The organism is Stenotrophomonas sp. STEN225 (assembly GCF_056756445.1).
Window position 1 is genome coordinate 192548 of record NZ_JBRRBV010000004.1, and the last position, 19116, is coordinate 211663.

Sequence of the window (19116 nt, forward strand, 5' to 3'; positions counted from 1 at the left end):
GAGGCTGCTTCCGTGCGCGCCATGTCAGTTGTCCCTGACTTCGGTTCCGGTGCGCGCGGCCGTGTAGAGGATATTGGTGAAGGGCAGCAGCTGGTTGACGAAGCGGTTCCAGCGGCTCACACCTGCGGCGCCGACAAACACCACGTCTCCGGGCTGCAGCTTGAACTGGCTGCCGACGGCAAATGCTGTCGGTGAGCGTGCTTCCAGCTGATAGATCACCGAAGGCTCCTGCTGCAGATCGGTGCTGCCGCGGATGACGTACACCGCATTGCCATTGGCCGTCTGCTGCAGCAGCCCGCGTGCACGACCGAGCGCCTGGTTCAATGTGACGTCGCCAGTCCGGAAGCTGTACGCGCCTGGCAGGTTGACCTCGCCAACGACGAAGATCTCCTTGCGATCCAGATATGGGATGAAGATCGAATCGCCGTCTTTGAGGAACAGTTGGCGTCCACCATGTTCCTTGGCCAGACTTTCCAGATTGATGGTGTAGCTCACTCCGTCACGGCTGAACTGGATGCCGGAAAGATCCGCCTGGGCTGCGTTCAGCCCGGCCTGACTGATGGCATCGGTCAGGGTAAGCGGCGAGGTACCCAATGCGACTGGCGAGGAGCGCTCGGCCGCGCCGGTGACCCACACCCGCTGGCTGCCATAGGTAAGGACCGACACGTCCACCTGCGGGGATTCGACATACTGCGCGAGGCGCCGGCTGATTTCCTCGCGGATCTCAACCGGGGTCTTGCCCGCCGCCTTGACCTTGCCGATGTAGGGGTAGAACAGTGCGCCGTCGCTCTGCACCAGACGACCTGCAAGCGTGCCTTGTTGCTGCGGGCCGGCGGGTACGGTGAGCTCAGGATGATCCCAGACCGTGACGTACAGGATGTCCCCGACGCCGACCTGGTAGGGGGAGGGCTGGTAATTGAAAAGTTCCGCAGGAAGCGTCTGTTCGTTGCGGGCTGCCGCCTCCTGGGCGATCAGCTTGGAGGTGATGGTGATGATTTCCAGTCGGCCATCGTCGCTGCTCTGCGAAGTGACATCACTTCGACGCAGGTGCTGACCCGGCGCGAACGCGCAGCCGGAAATGGCCAGCACAGTGAGTGCAGCGGCGAAAATACGGATAGGCTTCATGTTCATGTGTTGAGTTTCCGACAGGCATAAAAAACCCCCGCCGTGCACTGCCCGGCGAGGGCTTGCTCAAACAGCGGGATGTATCAGCCGCCGGTGCCGCCGGTGCCACCCGTGCCGCCGGTGCCACCCGTACCGCCAGTGCCTGGGCCGCCCGGACCCGGGCCGCCGGGTTCGCCGCCACCATTGTCGTTGCTGCCGCTGCTGCTGTCGCCACCGATGCTGTAAGCCACAGCTGCTGCTGCAATGCCGACTACGGTGGTGCCGAAAATGGCAGCGTTCGAATAGCCAGCGGCTTCAGCGCCCGCGGTCACTTCGGCAGCCGGGGTCTCGGCGTCAGTGGTTGCCTGCGCGTCCTGCGCGAAGGCCATCATCGGGGAGGCGGAGAATGCCGCCAGGGCCAGAACGGCGATCGTCTTCTTGAACATGGGAGAGGCACCTACTCCGTTAGGGAAAATTTCACCGCAATCTTGCGGCCGAAGGCCCGCAGTGTCAAGCGCGGGGTTCAGTTGCCGAGGTCATGCCGCTCATGCGTGCTGCTTCGTCCCGACAGCAGCTTGGCGGCGTCCTTGATGATGTCGTGTGTCCGAAGATCAGACATGATCGCCGGAACCGCCAGCCCCATCAGACCGGCCAGCAACAGCACCCGGACTTTCGGCCGCGAGGGGGTGACCGATGTCCCCAGCACCGCGCAGCTTGCAGCCAGGCCCAGAGCCAGGCCGGAGATGACCTCCGATGTCGAATGCGCCTGAATAGGCAGTCGCGAATACCCGATTGCACCGGCCAGCAGAGAGCCTGCAGCGAACCAGCGAAGGTCCCTGCGTTCGCCAGTGCTCACCGTCAGCCATAGAGCCACCGGGTACACCACGCTGGACATGGCGGCGTGCCCGGAAATGCCGGTGAAGTCCAGGCGTCGGATGCCGATCCCCCAACCCATGAATGCGAGCTTCGACGCCACTGTCAGCCCGGCGGTCACGGCGATGGCGACGGCCCAGCGTCGCCTCAAGGACGATTCGCTTCGCGGCAATGCCAGCAGCAGCACCATGGCCATGGGCAGCAGCCAGCGGCTGTCGCCCAAATTGGAGAGGAAAAGCCAGAACTCGGACATCCGGTGGGACTGATGTGGGGGCGGCCAGCATACCTGCCGCCGATGGCGCGGCGATCGTCGGTGGCTTGGTCCATTCAGCTGGACGCGGTATGCTTCACTGCTTGCGCAAGGCCCCGTAGCTCAGCTGGATAGAGCGTCCCCCTCCTAAGGGGAAGGTCGCCCGTTCGAATCGGGCCGGGGTCACCATCGGTCAATTGCCCGCAGATGATCAGGCGGGTGCCGCTTCTGCTTGCGGCGTGCTGTCGTCGCTGCGGCGTGCTTGCCACCCGCCACAGTGCGTTGGAAAAGGGCGTGCGGCGGCCTTGCCTGCCTTCCGCCAAGCCCACCTAGGGGCGATCCAGGTCCTCTGGCAACAGGCCAGCGAGTGCGAGTATTCGATCGTGCCTGATCTGCTGCACCCAGTGGCCCCAGGCATCCGCCGCCGTCAAGACATCGATCGAGCCGCAGGCGGGACACCTCAGTTGCACACCCCCGTGCACATCGGTGAGCCCGCACCCATGCGACATCCGTGATTCGTCCCCACATGACTTGCACTTGGCCTGCACGGAATCCAGCCGTTCGATGGTGGCATCCAGGCGCAGCAAAGGGCGGATCCGCAGGATCCGGAATGCAACAGGAGTGGTCATGTGTCTTGCCGGTCAGGGGCTGGACACGGAGGCGAGGAATTTCGCGCCGAAGAGAAGCCGAATGCAGTGACCATACAGCATGAACTGTTAAGACTCTCGTTCTTGACAGCCCTTACTTCGTTCTGGTGAGGGCCGAGGGTTCGCGAGAGGGGCGGGGAGCCTGAACATCCAGTCAGGTAAGCAAGCCGTTTTCACACAAGGCTAACTGCTCAGCGCCCAGTTTCACTGCAGCGTGACGGGTCGGCAGGGGGACTCGTGGCAGGCCTTGAACCTGCCGTGCGCAGCGCTTCCCCCATGACCAGCAGGATCCGAATGAATCGCAATGCCGTGACGTCCGTTGGCGTCGGACCGGGCGCCGTCCCCCTGTGCTGCCGGGTGGGCCATGCCGTCTTCCCTGGACGCGCACGCCGCCCCGCCTTCCCGATCATCCCCCCGGCGGCCGGGTGATGGGGCGTTTCCAGTACGCCTTCCGCAAGGCGCGGGGCTGGCAGGCCTCCCTGGTCGCTGCCGCGTGGGCAGCGCTGCGCTATACCGTGAGCGGGGACACCGGCTACTTCCGCTCCCACGGCGGCTGGCGAAGATCGCGGATCAGCCGGAAACCGGGCGAGGCCGACTCTCTGGATGACTGAGTCCGCGGGTGATTCTTGCCGGAAACGCATAGCGGTCTGCGGGCTGCATGGGTTTGCCGGGCCTACAGTGGCCCCCAATGCCGGGAGGGGTACCCGGCCACCTGCACGCCTTCGGTCCAGACGGGAGTCGCCATGCACCTGCTGATCGCCCTTGGCAAAGTGGCCGCGGTGTTCGCCTGCGTGCTCGGAATTCTTGAAATCTGCAGCCGGGTTCACCGTCGGCGCAGGGGCCGCAGCAGGCGTGCGGACAGGGAAAAACTCCCCTGACGCACTTGGCGAGGCTCAGTCCTGCCTGAGCAGCTCCACCAGTTGCCGCAGCCGATAGGGTTTGGGCAGGAACTCGACCTGTTCGGGCAGGGGAGGCAGCTGCGAACGCGCATAGCCGGAGGAGAGGATCATGCGGGCGTGCGGCTGGTCGCGCGCGACGTGTTCGCTCAGTTCAATGCCGGACATGCCATTGGGCATGCTGACGTCGCTGAACACCACGTCGAAGCGGGTATCGCCGCGCAGCAGGGCCACTGCTTCATGACCGTCGGCCGTGGTCGCCACGTCGATGCCGAAATCGCGCAGGGCCAGCCCTATCATTTCGCGCAGGTCGGTCTGGTCCTCCACCATCAGCACGCGGATCGGATCATCGGTCATGGGGCGGGTTCCTCTAGTGCGGGTAACAGCAGGCTGACTGTGGTGCCGACGCCTGGCGTGGTGGAGACATCGACGAAGCCGCCGCTCTGGGTGGTGAATCCGAACACCTGGCTCAGGCCCAGTCCGCTGCCTTTGCCGATGTCCTTGGTGGTGAAGAAAGGCTCTGTCGCGCGTTCCGCCACATCGACGGGCATGCCACGCCCCTGGTCACGCACGCTCACCGTCACGTATCGGCGCTGCTGGCCAGCCTCTCCATCCGGATCAAGGCGATGCTCCAGTGCGGTGGCGATCAGCACGTGGCCGCCATCGGCCGTGGCTTCGACAGCGTTCGCAACCAGGTTTGCCAGGGCGGTCTGCAGCTGCAGCGCGTCGGTGCAGACCGGCGGCAGATCGTAAGCCAGTTCCGTGCCCAGCAGTGTACCCGAGGCATGCGCGCGCCGCAGGCCCGGCAAGGACTCGACGATCAGTTCGTTGACGTCCACCGGTTCACGGATCAGGGTCTGCCCGGTGCTGAACGCAAGCAACTGGCGGGTCAACAATGCGCCGCGGTCGGTCGCCGTCTGTGCAGTAGAAAGCAGTTCGTGGGCCCGCGGATCACTGCCCACGCGCAGCGCCAGCAGATCCAATGCGTTGCCGATGGTGGTCAACAGATTGTTGAATTCATGCGAGAGCCCACGACTCAGCCGGCCGACCGTCTCGAACTGCTGGGTCTGCCGGAGTGCACGCTGTGCGTCACGCAGCAGGCGCTGCGCCTGCCATTGTTCGGTGATGTCGCGGGTAATCTTGACGTAGCCGAGCAGTTCGCCGTTCTCCAGCACCGGCTCGATCACGATGCTGGCGCGGAACGAGGCGCCGTCGCGACGGACGCGCCAGCCTTCGGCGGAGCAATGACCCTGCTGCGCGGCCAGCCGGAGCAGCCGCTGCGGCTCGCCGGCGTCGCGGTCTGCTGGCAGGTAGAAGCGTCCGAAGTGGGTGCCGATGACTTCGTCGGCTGCATACCCCTTGATGCGTTCGGCCCCGGGGTTCCAGCTGCAGACGATGCCCTCGGGATCGAGCAGATACAGCGCATGGTCCCGCACGCTGTCTATCAGCAGGCGCAGCTGTTGGGAAGTGTCCGTCAGAGCGGACCTCGTAGAAGCGGGTGCGTCCACGTGGAAATGAGCATTACCCCTGTGAGGGCCGGAAAGCTAGGCACTGCAGTGTGAAGGATGTGTGCAGGGATTGCCCGTGCCATTGGTCGTATGCGGCTGAATACGACACGGGGTACCATCACGCACTTCTTTGCCTTCTGGAATCGCCCCGTATGCGTCCCGGTGCAACCTCGCGCGACCGCTGGATATGGATGACTGCCGCCGCATTGCTGGCCGCAACCATCGCGTTGGAACTTGTCGTGCCTCTGGGTTATGCGGTGTGGCTGGCCTACTTCCTGGCCGTTGGCGTGACGGTGTTCCAGCGGAGTGCGCGCGCACCGTTCGTGGTCGCGGTGCTGGCCTGCGCGCTGCTGATGGTGGGCTATAACATTGCCCCGGCAAGCACGAATTCGGCGTTCTCGCTGGTGAACCGCACCATCGGCGGTGCGGCCTTCCTGATGATCGCGCTGATCGTGTCCCGCGCCATCCAGGCGCGCCGGCAGGCCATGCGCGCCCTGTGGCTACAGGAGGCGGAGAACGCCGTGGCCATGAGCCTGCGGGGAGACCTGGGACCGGAGCAGATCGCCGAGGCGGCGGCGACCAGCCTGGCCTCGCAGCTGCAGGCCGATGTCGGCGCCGTGTACCGGCTTGAGGGCGGCCGCCTGCAATTGACGGGCGGACTGGCGTTGCCGGCCGGCATGCCGGCGTCGCTGGCACTGCAGGAGGGGCTGGCCGGACAGGTCGCGCGCGACCTGCGCACCCGCCACCTGCAGGGCGATGAGGCCTCGGTACTTGAACTCCAGAGCAGCCTGGGGCGGGTTCCGGTGCGTGAGCGGATCCTTGCACCGATCACCAGTGACGGTGCCGTGGTCGGCATCGTCGAGCTGGGTCGATCCAGCGTCGGCGAACAGCGTGATCTGGACCGCGAACTGCTGGAGCGCTGTGGCGACACCATCGGCATGGCCCTGCGGGCGTCGCTGCTGCGCGCGCAGCTGGTCGTGCTGCTGGAGGAGTCGCAGCGTCAGGGAGAGGAGCTGCAGGCCCAGCAGGAAGAACTGCGCGTGGCCAACGAGGAGCTGGAAGAGCAGAGCCGCAGCCTGCTGCAGTCGCAGACCCATCTGGAACAGCAGCAGGCCGAACTGGAGCAGAGCAACGTACAGCTTGAGGAGCGCACGCACGAGCTGGAGGCGCAGAAGCAGGCCCTGCTGGTTGCGCAGAGCCAGCTGGTGCGCAACAGCAACGAGCTGGCGGCGACGTCGCGCTACAAGTCCGAGTTCCTGGCCAACATGTCGCACGAGCTGCGTACGCCGCTGAACAGCTCGTTGATCCTGGCCAAGCTGCTGGCCGACAACAAGGACGGTACGCTCACCGAAGAGCAGGTGAAGTACGCACGGGCAATCCTGTCGTCGAACAACGATCTGCTGGCGCTGATCAATGACATTCTCGACCTGTCGCGCATCGAAGCCGGGCATGTCGAACTGAGCGATGAAGTGGTCGCGGTCGACAGCGCGCTGCAGCGGCTGCGCGAGACCTTCGATCCGATCGCGCGGCAGAAGGGGCTTGCCCTGGAGATCAGCGCCGATGCGCTGGCGCCGGGTCAGCTGGTGGTGGACAGCCAGCGCCTGCAGCAGATTCTGAAGAACCTTCTGGCCAATGCACTGAAGTTCACCGAGCACGGCAAGGTCAGCCTGCACGTGCGTCCCGGCGGCAGTGGCCGCATCCGCTTCGAGGTCTGTGATACGGGCATCGGCATCGCGCGCGAGCAGTTGCAGGTGATCTTCGAGGCTTTCCGCCAGGCTGATGGCAGCACCCGCCGGCGCTATGGCGGCACCGGGTTGGGCCTGTCGATCTCGCGCGACCTGGCTGCCCGCATGGGCGGCGAAATCCAGGTGGACAGCGAACCGGGGCGTGGCAGCTGTTTCGTGCTGGAGCTTCCACTGCAGGGCGCCCCCGTGTCCGCGCCGGAGCCGGGAGCGGAGCCCGCGCGCGTGGCGACTCCGGCAGCGCGTCCAGTGGCTGCACAGATGGCGCCGACTGCACCTGCGCCCCCGCCCGCAGCTGCCACACACGTTCCAGATGATCGTGGCCGGCGGCAGCGCATGGGACGCCTGATCCTGGCGGTGGAGGACGACGTGGCATTCGCCGAAGCGCTGGTGGTGCTGGCGCATGAACTGGACTTCGACTGCGTGGTTGCCGGCACGGCAGAGGAAGCGCTGGTGCTGGCTGCCGAACTACGGCCGAACGGCATCCTGCTCGACATCGGCCTGCCCGACGTGTCAGGTCTGAGCGTGCTGGAGCGTCTGAAGCGCAACCCGGACACGCGGCACATCCCCGTGCACGTGGTCTCGGCGATGGACCGCAGCCAAGTGGCCCGTGAGCTGGGCGCGATCGGCTATGCGATCAAGCCGACCACGCGCGAGCGGCTGGCGGCGGCCATCGAGCAGCTCGAGCAGACCAGCCAACGCGATGTCAGGCGCCTGCTGATCGTCGAGGATGACAGCGAGCTGAGGCGCAACCTGGAGCTGCTGCTGGGGCGTGATCAACTGCAGATCGTCGCCGTCGGCACACTGGCCGCAGCGCTGGAGCAGCTCAGCAGTGTCACGTTCGACTGCATGGTGATGGATCTTTCCCTGCCGGACGGCAGCGGTTACGACCTGCTTGAACACATGGCCGGCAATGATGACGTCGGCTTCCCGCCGGTGATCGTCTACACCGGACGCGCGCTCAGCCGCGAGGAAGAACAACGGCTGCGTCGTTATTCCAAGAGCATCATCATCAAGGGTGCGCGCTCTCCCGAGCGCCTGCTGGACGAGGTCACCCTGTTCCTGCACAGCGTGGAGGCGAGCCTGCCCACCGATCAGCAGCGCCTGCTGCGCGAGGCGCGCCGGCGCGACACCATCCTTGATGGGCGCACCGTACTGCTGGCCGAGGATGATGTGCGCAACATCTTCGCGCTGTCGAGCGTGCTCGAGCCGCTGGGCGTCAACCTCGAGATCGCGCGCAACGGCCAGGAGGCGGTCGATCGGCTGGCGCAGCGCGAGGTGGACCTGGTGCTGATGGACATCATGATGCCGGAGAAGGATGGTCTGACAGCGATGCGCGAGATCCGTGCGCAGCGTCACCTGCAGGATCTCCCGATCATCGCGTTGACCGCGAAAGCCATGCCCGATGACCGCGAGCGTTGCCTGCAGGCCGGCGCCAATGACTACATCGCCAAGCCGATCGATGTCGACAAGCTGGTTTCGCTGTGCCGGGTGTGGTGCTCGCGTCAATGAACGAGCAGGCCTTGTTCGACCTGGAGCTGAAGGTGCTGCTGGAGGCGATCTATCAGCGCTACCACTACGACTTCCGCAGCTACGCGGTGTCGTCGCTGCGACGGCGCATGCGTCAGGCCATGCAGCGCTACGAGTGCGAGAAGCTGTCGGACCTGCAGCATCGCCTGCTCCACGAGCCGGAGCTTTTCACTCAGGCGATGCAGTTCTTCACCGTGCAGGTCTCGGAAATGTTCCGGGACCCGGCATATTTCCGCACCCTGCGCGAGCAGGTGGTGCCGGTGCTGCGCACCTATCCTTCGGTGAAGCTGTGGGTGGCGGGCTGCAGCACGGGCGAGGAGGTGTGGTCGTTGGCGGTGCTGCTGCACGAAGAAGGGCTGCTGGAGCGCAGCATCGTCTATGCCACCGATATCAATCCCGGGGCCCTGGTGACCGCCGAGGCCGGCGCATACCCGATCGATCGCCTGGCGCAGTTCAGCCGCAATTATCTGGCGGCGGGGGGCAGGGCGTCGTTGTCGGACTACTATTCGACGGCGTATGACGGGGCCGTGTTCGACCGTCACCTGCGACGCAACATCATGTTCGCCGACCACAGCCTGGCGACGGACACGGTGTTCTCCGAGGTGCACCTGGTGTCGTGCCGGAATGTGCTGATCTATTTCAACCGGGACCTGCAGGACCGGGCCGTGGGGTTGTTCCGGGAAGCGCTCGTGCATCGTGGCTTTCTCGGCCTGGGCAGCAAGGAGTCGCTGCAGTTCGGTTGCCATCACGACGCGTTCGAGGTGTGTTCGCGCGAACATCGGCTGTACCGGAAGGTCGCCTGATGAATGACGCCGGTCTGCCGGAGGTGATGGTGGTCGGTGCATCCGCTGGCGGGGTCGCTGCCCTGCAGGCCATCGTGCAGGCGCTGCCGGCGGGCCTGTCGGTGCCGGTGCTGGTGGTTCTGCATGTGCCCCGTGACCGCAACAGCCGCATCGTCGAGGTGCTGGCGCCGCATTGCGCGGTGCCGGTGCGCGAGGCGGAGGACAAGCAGCCGATAGAGCGCGGTACGGTGACGTTTGCGCCGCCGGACTATCACCTGCTGGTGGAAGACCGGTCCTCGGTTGCCCTGTCGATCGATCCCCCTGTGCTGTATTCGCGTCCGGCCATCGACCCCCTGTTTGAATCGGCCGCGGCGGTGTTTGGTCCGCGCGTGCTGGCACTGCTGCTGACCGGCGCCAGCAGTGACGGCTCCGAAGGCGTGGCGGCAGTGCGCGAGGCGGGAGGTCGCGCCTGGCTGCAATGCCCCGAAGAGGCCGAAGCTTCCATGATGCCGGCCTCGGCCCTGCAGCATGCCGGCGCCGATGCGGTGCTGCCCCTTGAACTGATGTGTCGCCGCTTGAAGGAGTTGTTTTCATGAACCTGTTGCCACCGGACCCTGCGCAGGCCCAGGCCCCGGTCAACCTGTTGATCGTCGATGACGTTGCACAGAACCTGGTGGCGATGCAGGCACTGCTGCAGCGCGAGGGCGTCAACCTGCTGCTGGCCAGCTCCGGCGCCCAGGCGCTCGAACTGCTGCTCGAGCACGAGGTGGCGCTGGCGCTGCTGGATGTGCACATGCCCGAGATCGACGGCTTCACGCTGGCGGAACTGATGCGGGGCTCGCTGCGCAGCCGCGACGTGCCGATCATCTTCCTCACCGCGTCGCCGGATGATCCGGTGCGCGCGTTCAAGGGATACGAGACCGGCGCGGTGGATTTCCTGCACAAGCCGGTGGCGCCGCAGGTGATCCTCGGAAAGGTCAATGTGTTCATCGAGCTGTACCAGCAGCGGCAGCTGCTGAAGGTGCGCAACGAAGCCCTGGAGCGCGCGCTGAAGTTGAACGAGACCATGGCCGCGGTGCTTACCCACGACCTGCGGACGCCGCTGTCCGCCATCCTGCTCTGCGCGGACAAGCTCAGCCTGGAACTGCCTGCGGGCAATTCCGCTGCACAGCAGACATTGCAGCACCTGGAAGCAAGCACGCTGCGCATGGCACGGATGGTCGAGCAGCTGCTGGACTTCTCGCGCATCCGCAGCGGCGGCCTGCGATTGCAGACCACGACCTGCGACCTCGACGCCTTGGCCCGCGCGGTCATTGCGGAGGCGGGCAGTGCCCACGGACTCGAGCGGATCCGCTTCCAGGCGCAGGGCGATACCGTCCTGCAGGGCGACATGGACCGGTTGGGGCAGGTCGCATCGAATCTGATCGGCAACGCACTGACGCATGCTGGCGAAGCACATGTCCAACTGGACGGGCGTGATCCGCAGCGGGTGGTGTTGCGGGTCAGCAATGCCGGCCACATCGACGCGGCGCTGCTGCCGCGGCTGTTCGAGCCCTTCAAGGCCAGCTTCCACCAGAGCAAGGGCCTCGGCCTGGGGCTGTACATCGTCGATCAGTTCGTGCGCGCTCACGGCGGTCGATTGACCGCGCGCAACGACGCAGGGCAGGTTGTGCTGGAGGCGGCACTGCCACGGCGGTGCGGTGGACCGGACATGGCCTGAACCTGAATTCTTCAGCAAGCGGGGCGCAGCCTTATGACGGGCTCATCCGCAACTGCTACCGTAGCTGCATATCTTGCCAGGGAAGCGCTATGCCATTGCGAGCCATCGCCTACGTCAGCCAGGCGCTGCCGGATCTTTCCGCAGATCGCCTGCAGGCGCTGGTGGACGACGCCGCCCGTTTCAACAAGCTGGCTGGCGTGACCGGGGTGCTGCTGCATGATGGCGGGCGCTTCCTGCAGTACATCGAAGGGCCGCCGGATGGCATTGATTCGGTGTATGAGCGCATCCTGCAGGCCGGCAGCCATGCCGACATCGTCGAGCTGGCGCGCAGCCGGCTTGGCCAGCGCCAGTTCCCCTATTGGGCGATGCGTGTCCTGCAGGTGGAGGCGTCCATGCTGCATGGACTCACGGTGGGCGACTGGGCCGGATTCAGCCGTGCGCTGCAGGGCGACCGCGCGGCGCCGACGGCGGTGGACCTGCTCGCCGACATCGTGCAGCCGGCGCTCCACGCCGGCTGAGTGGCGGCAGGGGCGCCGGGCTTCACCGCTGTCTCACCCTGCATGCGCTGAGATTGGATCTCCAGGGCATGGACGGGGGCAACATGGTACGGATGATGAAGCACACAGGGGCCGCGCTGCTGGTGGCGGCCCTGGCAGGCGCTGTAATGCCTGCCTTGGCCTGCACACGTGCGGTCTATCTGGGTGACAACGGCGATGTGATCACGGCGCGGTCGATGGACTGGAAGGTCGATGTGGCGACCAACCTGTACGTGTTGCCGCGCGGAATTGCACGGACCGGCGAGGCCGGGCCGAAGTCGTTGGCATGGACTGCACGGTACGGCAGCGTGGTGGCCACCGGCTACGACGTGTCGACCACCGATGGCATGAACGAGAAGGGGCTGGTCGCCAATCTGCTGTGGCTGGTGGAATCGGAGTATCCGCAGCAGCGCGGCAGCAAGCCCGGCCTGGCCATTTCATTGTGGGCGCAGTACGTGCTGGATAATTTTGCGACAGTTGCAGAGGCCGTCGCGGCGCTGCAGCGCGAGCCGTACTCCATCGTCACCGACAAGGTGCCCGGCGAGGACCGGCAGGCGACCCTGCATCTCTCTCTGTCCGATGCCAGCGGCGACAGCGCGATCGTGGAGTACATCGGTGGCCGTCAGGTCATCCATCATGATCGCCGCTACCAGGTGATGACGAATTCGCCCATCTTCGAGCATCAGCTTGCGCTCAACAGCTACTGGCAGCAGATCGGCGGCACGGTGATGCTGCCGGGCACCAACCGATCGGCCGACCGTTTTGCACGCGCGTCGTTCTACATCAATGCGATTCCCAAGGCGGAAGACCCCGTGGTGGCACTGGCCAGTGTGTTCAGTGTGATCCGCAATGTCTCGGTGCCGTACGGAATCACCACGCCGGGCGAGCCCAATATCTCGTCCACGCGTTGGCGCACCGTGGCCGACCACAAGCGACGCCTGTACTTCTTCGAGTCCGCGATGACGCCGAATACGTTCTGGGTGGACCTCAACAGGATCGACTTCGGTGGCAAGGTGCTCAAGCTGGACCTGGGCAAGGACCAGCGCAACACCTTCTCCGGCGATGCGCTGGAGCATTTCGTACCCAGCGCACCGTTCACCTTCCTCGGCGTCGGGAGCTAGTTCGACGCCTGGGTCGCGGCCGGGTAGACCGCCTGGATCTGGCAGCTGCCGCGGGTGTACAGCGGCAGCGGCCCCAGGCCGCGCTCGTCGCCGGGCTCGAACTCGGCACTGAGGATGCGATCGCCGGGATTGCCGCAGATCAGGCCGTTCTGCAGCCCGGACTGGAAGCTGACCTGAGGCGCGCGGTCCAGCTGGCGGCAACTGCCGCCCAGTTCGACGCGGTAGTAGCGGTGGCCGCCATTGCGGCGTGGATTGGTCTCCACCAGCAGCCCCTGCTGATCGGAGGACCAGGCACGGACGTTGCGGGTTGCAAAACAGTAGGCGGGCGATCCGCCGAAGCTGCGGCGCTGCTCGCGCCGCTCGCTGATGGTCACCGCAGGCAGGGTCGCGGTGCTCAGGCGGTCACTGTCACGGGCGACAGTGGCGTAGTCGCGGTTCTGCACTGGACTGACCGCGCTGACCGCGCAGCTGTGCCCGTCCACGACAACGCGTTCGCTGGGGCGGCCGCAGGCCCAGCCTGCCGGCGCTTCCAGCTTCAGGGAGGTGGCCGCACGCACGTTCGGGCAGTCTTCGCTGAAGTCGATCCGATAGGCCTGGCCGGAAGCGGCACGGACGGCGATCGAGCGCGGCGAGGCCTGCTCCACCTCCTGCACGCCCACGGCGTCGAGGCAGTGCGGTGCCGGCGCCCGGCGTTCCTGCCCGCTGGCGGTGACGGAAAGGGACAGGCCGATGCTCGCGGCCAGAGCCAGGGAAACCTGTCGATATGCCATGACCTGCACTCCTTGCTGGATAGACGGCCCGACTATAGCAGTCAATTGCACCGCCGGTGTCAGGCGCGCAGACTTGCCGAATGGGCGCCATTTTCCACCTCCGGCACTATGGCCAGGCCACCGGCCTGGATCGCCACGACTACGCGCAATGGGTGCTGCCACTGCAGGGCGAGCTGCAGTTCGAGCTGGAAGGGCGGGGCGGCCGGCTGGACCTTCTGCAGGGCGCATTCGTGGCCGCCGGCGAGGCGCATGACCAGATGGCGGAGGGTCCGAACGGTTTCGTGATCGTTGATTGCGGTCCGGAGGTTCTGGACGACGACACGCAGGAGCACCTGTGCAGGCAGCGGTGGCTGCATCTGCCGCTGGCCCTGCGCCAGGGGCTGGCCGAGGTGCGGCAGGGGCAGCCGCTGCCGTTGCTGCTGCCTGCCTTGCTGAGGGTGTTTGCACCGGCAGGCAGTGGCGCGCGCATGCAGGGGCTGTGCACGGCGGTACAGGCCGACCCGGGGCAGCCCTGGCCGGTCGCGCGCATGGCGGCATTCGTCGGCGTCAGCGAAAGCCGGCTGCATGCGTTGTTCCAGCGCGAATTCGGCTTGAGTCCGCAGGCCTGGGTCAGTGCCTGCCGCCTGCGCTGGGCCAAGCACCAGCTGCGGACCAGTGCGCTGCCGATCAGCGAGATTGCGCTGGCCGCGGGGTATTCCGAACAGAGCGCATTGACCCGAGCGCTGCGCCGGGAGAGCGGCGTAACCCCTGCGGCCTGGCGGCGGGGCAGCCTCTGATCCATGGCGCTGCGGGAACGCCGCCGAGTGCGTCCGGCTCTGCCGGGACAGCAATAGCCTGGGTCAAGAGAGGTCGTCCGGTGGGCGGCTACACTGCGCGGCCTCTTCTCCCCCGAAGAATCCGCAATGCGCAACAATCCGATGGTCCTGGGCATCGCCAATGGCGTAGCCGCAGGCGCGCTGTGGGGCGTGGTGTTCCTGGCGCCTGCCGTGCTGCACACGTTCAACGCCCTGCAGCTGTCTGCCGGCCGTTATCTGGTCTATGGCCTCATCGCCGTGATCCTGCTGCTGCCGCGCTGGAGGCGGCTGGCGCCGAGGCTGGGGCGCGCAGAATGGTACGGCCTGCTGTGGCTGAGCCTGGCGGGCAACCTGGTGTACTTCCTGCTGCTGGCCACGGCCGTGCAGTGGGCCGGTGGCGCTGCGGCCTCGCTGATCGTCGGCCTGATTCCGGTCGTGGTGACCCTGGTGGGCGTGCGCGAGCAGGGGGCGGTGCCCCTGAAGCAGCTGTTGCCGGCTCTGGCGCTGTGCGTACTTGGCGTGACCCTGGTGGGGTGGGAGGCGCTGATGTCCGAACACCTGGCGACGCCCTGGCGGCAGCGCCTGATCGGCCTGCTGTGTGCCTTCGGCGCACTGTTCTCGTGGGCGTTGTACTCGATCGGCAACAGCCGCTGGCTGGCGCGGCGCCCGGATCTGTCCAGCCATGACTGGTCGTTGCTGACGGGTGTCACCACCGGCGGGTTGTCCCTGCTGCTGGTACCGATGGCCTTTGCCGGGTCCGCCGGCAGCCATACGGCCGCACAATGGGGCGCATTCTGGGCCATCAGCGCAGGTGTCGCGGTCGTGGCGTCGATCGTGGGCAACGCATTCTGGAACCGTGCCAGCCGTCTGCTGCCGCTGACTTTGACCGGGCAGATGATCGTGTTCGAAACCCTGTTCGCGCTGCTGTACGCATTTGCCTGGCAGCAGCGCTGGCCAACCGTGCTGGAGGCATTGGCGATCGTGTTCCTGGTGGCCGGGGTGATGCTGTGCGCGCACGCCCACCGTGCGCCACGCGCGATCGCCGAACATGCCGGCTGAATGGACATCCCAGAGTCGACGATCGCTGCTTTGTCTCAGTTGCAACCAAATGACGGCACGTTGACAGATGATCGGCGCAGGGAGTTTTTGCGCTGCAGCACTTGACAGCAGCGGGGCGAACAGTGTTTTCTGTCCGCTATGGTCCTTGATGCCGCCACCGCCAGCCTGATCGCACCCGCTACCGCGGGGCGTCCGACTGCACCGGTCGCCATCACCACCATTACCACCACCACCGTCACCACTGCCCTGGTGCGGCCCGTCGTCTTCGTGTAACTCCCGAAAACCACGGCCCCGCACCATCCAGGTGGCGGGGAAACTCGACACCTGCATGCGACGGGGCCTCCTGCCGAGGTCTGCATGTCTTCCCACGTTCTCCCCCCTCCTGTTGCCCCGGCCGAGCTGGCCGCGCCGTCCACGGTCGTGCACAAGTTCGGCGGCACTTCGGTGGCCGACGCCGAGCGCTACCGCCATGTCGGCGGCCTGCTGCGGGCCCGCCCCGAATCGCAGCAGGTCACCGTTGTCTCGGCCATGAAGGGCGTCACCGATGCGTTGATTGAACTGGCCCAGCTGGCGGCGCAGGGAGACGAGGGGTGGCGCGAGGCCTGGCATGCGTTGCGTGCCCGCCATCGTGGGGCCGCGGTGGCCCTGCTCGGCGAACAGGTGGGCGACACCGTGGAGTGGATCGACGCGCGTTTCGAGCAGCTGTCCGAAGTGCTGGCCGCGCTGACCGTGATCGGTGAGCTGCCGCGTGAAGTGCTCGACCGCGTGCAGGGCCTCGGCGAGGTGTTCTCCGCGCAGCTGCTCGGTACGTACCTGCGCGCATGCGGCGAGGACTGCGCCGTCCTTGATGCACGCGACGTGCTCGTGGTCGGCCACGGCGAGCTGGGCGTGGATGTGGACTGGGAAGCCAGCGCCGACCGTCTGGCGAAATGGCGCCTGCAGCATCCGCAGACGCGCGTGGTCGCCACCGGGTTCGTCGCCCGGGACCGCAACGACCGCATCACCACGCTTGGCCGCAACGGCAGTGACTACTCCGGCGCGATCTTCGCCGCGCTGTTCAATGCCGACGAGCTGCACATCTGGACCGATGTCGATGGTGTGCTGTCGGCCGACCCGCGACTGGTGCCGGAGGCGGTGCAGCTGGAGTCGCTGAGCTACGACGAAGCCTGCGAGCTGGCGTACTTCGGCGCGAAAGTGGTGCACCCGCAGACGATGTCGCCGGCGATTCGGCTGGGGCTGCCGATCTTCATCCGCAACACGTTCCAGCCGGCCCATCCGGGTACGCGCATCAGCGCCGAGCGCTCGCCGCGCGGACCGGTGAAGGGGCTCACGCTGAGTCCCGACCTGGCCCTGCTGAATCTCGAGGGGACTGGCCTGATCGGCGTGCCCGGCACCGCCGAGCGCGTATTCGCAGCGTTGCGCCAGGCGCAGGTGTCGGTGGTGATGATCTCGCAGGGTTCTTCGGAGCACTCGATCTGCTGCGTGGTGCGGGCTGCCGAAGCGGGCCGTGGCCGCGGGGCGTTGCTGCAGGCCTTTGCTCATGAACTGTCGGTCGGCCAGGTGCAGCGCGTGCAGGTCCACGAAGGGGTCAGCGTGCTGGCGGCGGTGGGCGATGGCATGGCGGGCCAGCCCGGTGTGGCTGCGCGCCTGTTCGAGGCGCTCGGCCGGGCGCAGGTCAATATCCTGGCGATCGCCCAGGGTTCCTCCGAGCGCAACATCTCGGTGGCGGTGGACAGCGCCGACGCGACGCGCGCGCTGCGCGCCGCCCACGCCGGATTCTGGTTGTCGCCGCAGACGTTCGCGGTGGGCGTGATCGGGCCGGGCAACGTCGGTGCCGCGCTGCTGGATCAGTTGCTGGCGGCGCGCCCGCAGCTGCTGGCCAAGGCCAATGTCGATCTGCGCCTGCGTGCACTGGCATCGCGTTCGCGGATGCGGCTGGAGGCCGATGGTCTGCATGCCGACTGGCGGCAGGCGCTGCAGGCGGGCGGTGAGGCCAGCGATCTCGACCGCTTCACCGAGCATCTGCTGGCCGCGCACCTGCCGCATGCGGTGGTGATCGACTGCAGTGGCAGCAGCGAGGTCGCCGAGCGCTATGCCGATTGGCTGGCCGCGGGCATCCATGTGGTCACCCCGAACAAACAGGCAGGCGCCGGCCCGCTGTCGCGCTACCAGCGGATCCGTGCGGCGGCGGCTGCCAGCGGCGCGCGCTTCCGCTATGAGGCGACGGTGGGCGCCGGCCTGCCGGTGATCACCACGCTGCGCGACCTGGTCGATACCGGCGACGAGGTGCTGGCCATCGAAGGCATTTTCTCGGGCACGCTGGCCTGGCTGTTCAACCGCTTCGACGGCAGCCAGCCGTTCTCCTCGCTGGTGGCGCAGGCGCGTTCGATGGGCTACACCGAGCCGGATCCCCGCGATGACCTGTCGGGCGTGGATGTCGCGCGCAAGCTGGTGATCCTGGCGCGCGAGGCCGGCCACGCACTCAGTCTTGAACAGGTGCAGGTGGAAAGCCTGGTGCCGGCGCTGCTTCGCGAAGGCAGCGTCGAGGACTTCATGGCCCGCCTGGGCGAGTCTGATGCATCACTGCAGCAACGCCTGCAGGACGCGCGCGAGCGCGGCGCAGTGCTGCGCTATGTGGCCAGGCTTGACGCGGACGGCGCGTCGGTGGGTCTGCACGAGCTGCCGGCGGCACACGCGTTCGCCAACCTGCGCCTGACCGACAACGTGGTGCAGTTCCGCACCCGCCGCTACTGTGACAATCCGCTGGTGGTGCAGGGGCCCGGCGCGGGACCGGAGGTCACGGCTGCAGGCGTGTTTGCCGACCTGCTGCGGGTGGCGGCCGGCGAAGGGGCGCGCCTGTGATCGCACGTGCATTCGCACCGGCATCGGTGGCCAATGTGGCAGTGGGGTTCGACATTCTGGGCCATGCCATCGCCGGTATCGGCGACACGGTCAGCGTGCGCCGCATCGATGAGCCTGTGGTGCGTATCGCGGCGATCCGTGGCAGTGCGGTCGAGCTTCCACTGGAGGCAGCGGGCAACACGGCTGGCGCGGCACTGCTGTCACTGCGCGAGGGCCTGGGCCTGGGCTACGGGTTCGAGCTGGAGATCGACAAGGGAATTCCGTTCGGCTCCGGCATGGGTGGCTCAGCAGCATCCTGCGTCGCGGCACTGGTTGCAGCCAACGCGCTGCTGGATGCGCCGCTGCCACGCGCCGCCCTGTATCCGCACGCGCTCGACGGCGAAGCGGTGGCCAGCGGCGGTCGCCATGGCGACAACGTCGGACCGTTGCTGGCGGGCGGGCTGGCGCTGTGCACCGCCGACAGGGTGGTGCCGGTGCCGGTGCCTGCGTGCTGGCACAGCCTGCTGGTGCATCCGCATGCCGTGCTGGAAACGCGCAGGGCACGGCAGGCGCTGCAGGGCAGTTATGAGCTGCGCGAGTTTGTCGCCCAGAGCGCGAATCTGGCCCTGGTCCTCAGCGGCTGCCATCGCGGCGATGCCACGCTGGTGCGCGCAGGCTTGCGCGATGTGCTGATCGAGCCACGACGTGCCGGCCTGATCGCGGGATTCGAGGCAGCGCGTGACGCCGCGCTGTCGGCGGGCGCGATGGGCGCGGGTATTTCCGGTGCCGGTCCCAGCGTGTTTGCCTGGTTCGAAGATGCGGTGCAGGCACAGGCTGCCGCAGGGCAGGTCCGCGCGGCATTTGCGGCTGCGGGCTTCGACAGTGACGCCTGGGTCTCGCCGCTGGACGCGGCGGGAGCACGACTGTGCTGACTTCTTTCCTC

Annotated in this window: 18 protein-coding genes and 1 tRNA gene; 13 read left to right on the forward strand and 6 right to left on the reverse strand. The window is 66.8% G+C overall.

The features are described 5' to 3' along the window. Positions 1-24: 24 nt before the first annotated feature. The 3 genes from ACVOJ1_RS06165 to ACVOJ1_RS06175 all read right to left on the reverse strand — a co-directional run bounded on the left by ACVOJ1_RS06165 (position 25) and on the right by ACVOJ1_RS06175 (position 2230). Entirely contained in the window at positions 25-1089 is a 1065-nt protein-coding gene (locus ACVOJ1_RS06165) for a polysaccharide biosynthesis/export family protein (protein ID WP_461287928.1), read from the reverse strand. A gap of 119 nt (positions 1090-1208) precedes the next feature. Continuing rightward, entirely contained in the window at positions 1209-1550 is a 342-nt protein-coding gene (locus ACVOJ1_RS06170) for a hypothetical protein (protein ID WP_253118774.1), read from the reverse strand. Between the two features lie 77 nt (positions 1551-1627). After that, a complete protein-coding gene (locus ACVOJ1_RS06175) occupies positions 1628-2230 on the reverse strand; it encodes a phosphatase PAP2 family protein (RefSeq protein ID WP_346480147.1) in 603 nt (200 codons plus the stop codon). A gap of 109 nt (positions 2231-2339) precedes the next feature. Here ACVOJ1_RS06175 and ACVOJ1_RS06180 point away from each other — a divergent pair. Then, positions 2340-2416, forward strand: a tRNA-Arg gene (locus ACVOJ1_RS06180). Between the two features lie 1201 nt (positions 2417-3617). Next, on the forward strand, positions 3618-3752 hold the full coding sequence (locus ACVOJ1_RS06185; protein WP_258012811.1) for a hypothetical protein: 135 nt from the start codon (positions 3618-3620) through the stop codon (positions 3750-3752). Positions 3753-3767: 15 nt separating this feature from the next. Here the strand turns inward: ACVOJ1_RS06185 and ACVOJ1_RS06190 are convergent, their stop codons facing one another. Then, a complete protein-coding gene (locus tag ACVOJ1_RS06190; protein WP_053516753.1) occupies positions 3768-4127 on the reverse strand; it encodes a response regulator in 360 nt (119 codons plus the stop codon). Continuing rightward, entirely contained in the window at positions 4124-5278 is a 1155-nt protein-coding gene (locus tag ACVOJ1_RS06195) for a two-component system sensor histidine kinase NtrB (RefSeq protein ID WP_346480148.1), read from the reverse strand. Before ACVOJ1_RS06195 ends, ACVOJ1_RS06190 begins: the two co-directional genes overlap by 4 nt. Before the next feature lie 152 nt (positions 5279-5430). On the opposite strand from ACVOJ1_RS06195, the gene ACVOJ1_RS06200 reads away from it, so the two are divergent. From ACVOJ1_RS06200 to ACVOJ1_RS06225, 6 genes are all read left to right on the forward strand, one after another. After that, on the forward strand, positions 5431-8532 hold the full coding sequence (locus ACVOJ1_RS06200) for a response regulator (protein ID WP_346480149.1): 3102 nt from the start codon (positions 5431-5433) through the stop codon (positions 8530-8532). Beyond that, positions 8529-9353 (forward strand): CheR family methyltransferase, encoded by an 825-nt coding sequence (locus tag ACVOJ1_RS06205; protein WP_193396310.1) that lies wholly within the window; start codon positions 8529-8531, stop codon positions 9351-9353. Before ACVOJ1_RS06200 ends, ACVOJ1_RS06205 begins: the two co-directional genes overlap by 4 nt. Then, positions 9353-9928 (forward strand): chemotaxis protein CheB, encoded by a 576-nt coding sequence (locus ACVOJ1_RS06210; protein WP_053516743.1) that lies wholly within the window; start codon positions 9353-9355, stop codon positions 9926-9928. The genes ACVOJ1_RS06205 and ACVOJ1_RS06210 overlap by 1 nt, the downstream gene beginning before the upstream one ends. Continuing rightward, positions 9925-11052, forward strand: coding sequence for a hybrid sensor histidine kinase/response regulator (locus ACVOJ1_RS06215; protein ID WP_053516742.1), 1128 nt, complete (start codon positions 9925-9927; stop codon positions 11050-11052). Before ACVOJ1_RS06210 ends, ACVOJ1_RS06215 begins: the two co-directional genes overlap by 4 nt. A gap of 89 nt (positions 11053-11141) precedes the next feature. Then, entirely contained in the window at positions 11142-11570 is a 429-nt protein-coding gene (locus ACVOJ1_RS06220; RefSeq protein ID WP_065182710.1) for a BLUF domain-containing protein, read from the forward strand. Between the two features lie 83 nt (positions 11571-11653). Further along, the gene (locus tag ACVOJ1_RS06225) at positions 11654-12709 is read left to right on the forward strand and encodes a linear amide C-N hydrolase (RefSeq protein WP_346480165.1); all 1056 of its coding nucleotides are present in this window, start codon (positions 11654-11656) and stop codon (positions 12707-12709) included. Here the strand turns inward: ACVOJ1_RS06225 and ACVOJ1_RS06230 are convergent. Continuing rightward, the gene (locus tag ACVOJ1_RS06230) at positions 12706-13479 is read right to left on the reverse strand and encodes a DUF6491 family protein (protein ID WP_053516738.1); all 774 of its coding nucleotides are present in this window, start codon (positions 13477-13479) and stop codon (positions 12706-12708) included. The genes ACVOJ1_RS06225 and ACVOJ1_RS06230 overlap by 4 nt on opposite strands. A gap of 80 nt (positions 13480-13559) precedes the next feature. On the opposite strand from ACVOJ1_RS06230, the gene ACVOJ1_RS06235 reads away from it, so the two are divergent. The 5 genes from ACVOJ1_RS06235 to ACVOJ1_RS06255 all read left to right on the forward strand — a co-directional run bounded on the left by ACVOJ1_RS06235 (position 13560) and on the right by ACVOJ1_RS06255 (position 19105). Next, on the forward strand, positions 13560-14255 hold the full coding sequence (locus ACVOJ1_RS06235; RefSeq protein ID WP_346480150.1) for a helix-turn-helix transcriptional regulator: 696 nt from the start codon (positions 13560-13562) through the stop codon (positions 14253-14255). Positions 14256-14381: 126 nt separating this feature from the next. Further along, positions 14382-15332 carry a DMT family transporter gene (locus ACVOJ1_RS06240; protein WP_065175576.1) on the forward strand — a complete coding sequence of 317 codons (951 nt, stop codon included), beginning with the start codon at positions 14382-14384 and terminating at the stop codon, positions 15330-15332. Positions 15333-15470: 138 nt separating this feature from the next. Beyond that, the gene (locus tag ACVOJ1_RS06245; RefSeq protein WP_258391179.1) at positions 15471-15605 is read left to right on the forward strand and encodes a hypothetical protein; all 135 of its coding nucleotides are present in this window, start codon (positions 15471-15473) and stop codon (positions 15603-15605) included. A gap of 84 nt (positions 15606-15689) precedes the next feature. Next, complete coding sequence (thrA, locus tag ACVOJ1_RS06250; RefSeq protein WP_346480151.1) at positions 15690-18194, forward strand: bifunctional aspartate kinase/homoserine dehydrogenase I; 2505 nt, start codon at positions 15690-15692, stop codon at positions 18192-18194. Beyond that, positions 18191-19105, forward strand: coding sequence for a homoserine kinase (locus ACVOJ1_RS06255; RefSeq protein WP_340044751.1), 915 nt, complete (start codon positions 18191-18193; stop codon positions 19103-19105). Before thrA ends, ACVOJ1_RS06255 begins: the two co-directional genes overlap by 4 nt. Positions 19106-19116 lie beyond the last annotated feature (11 nt).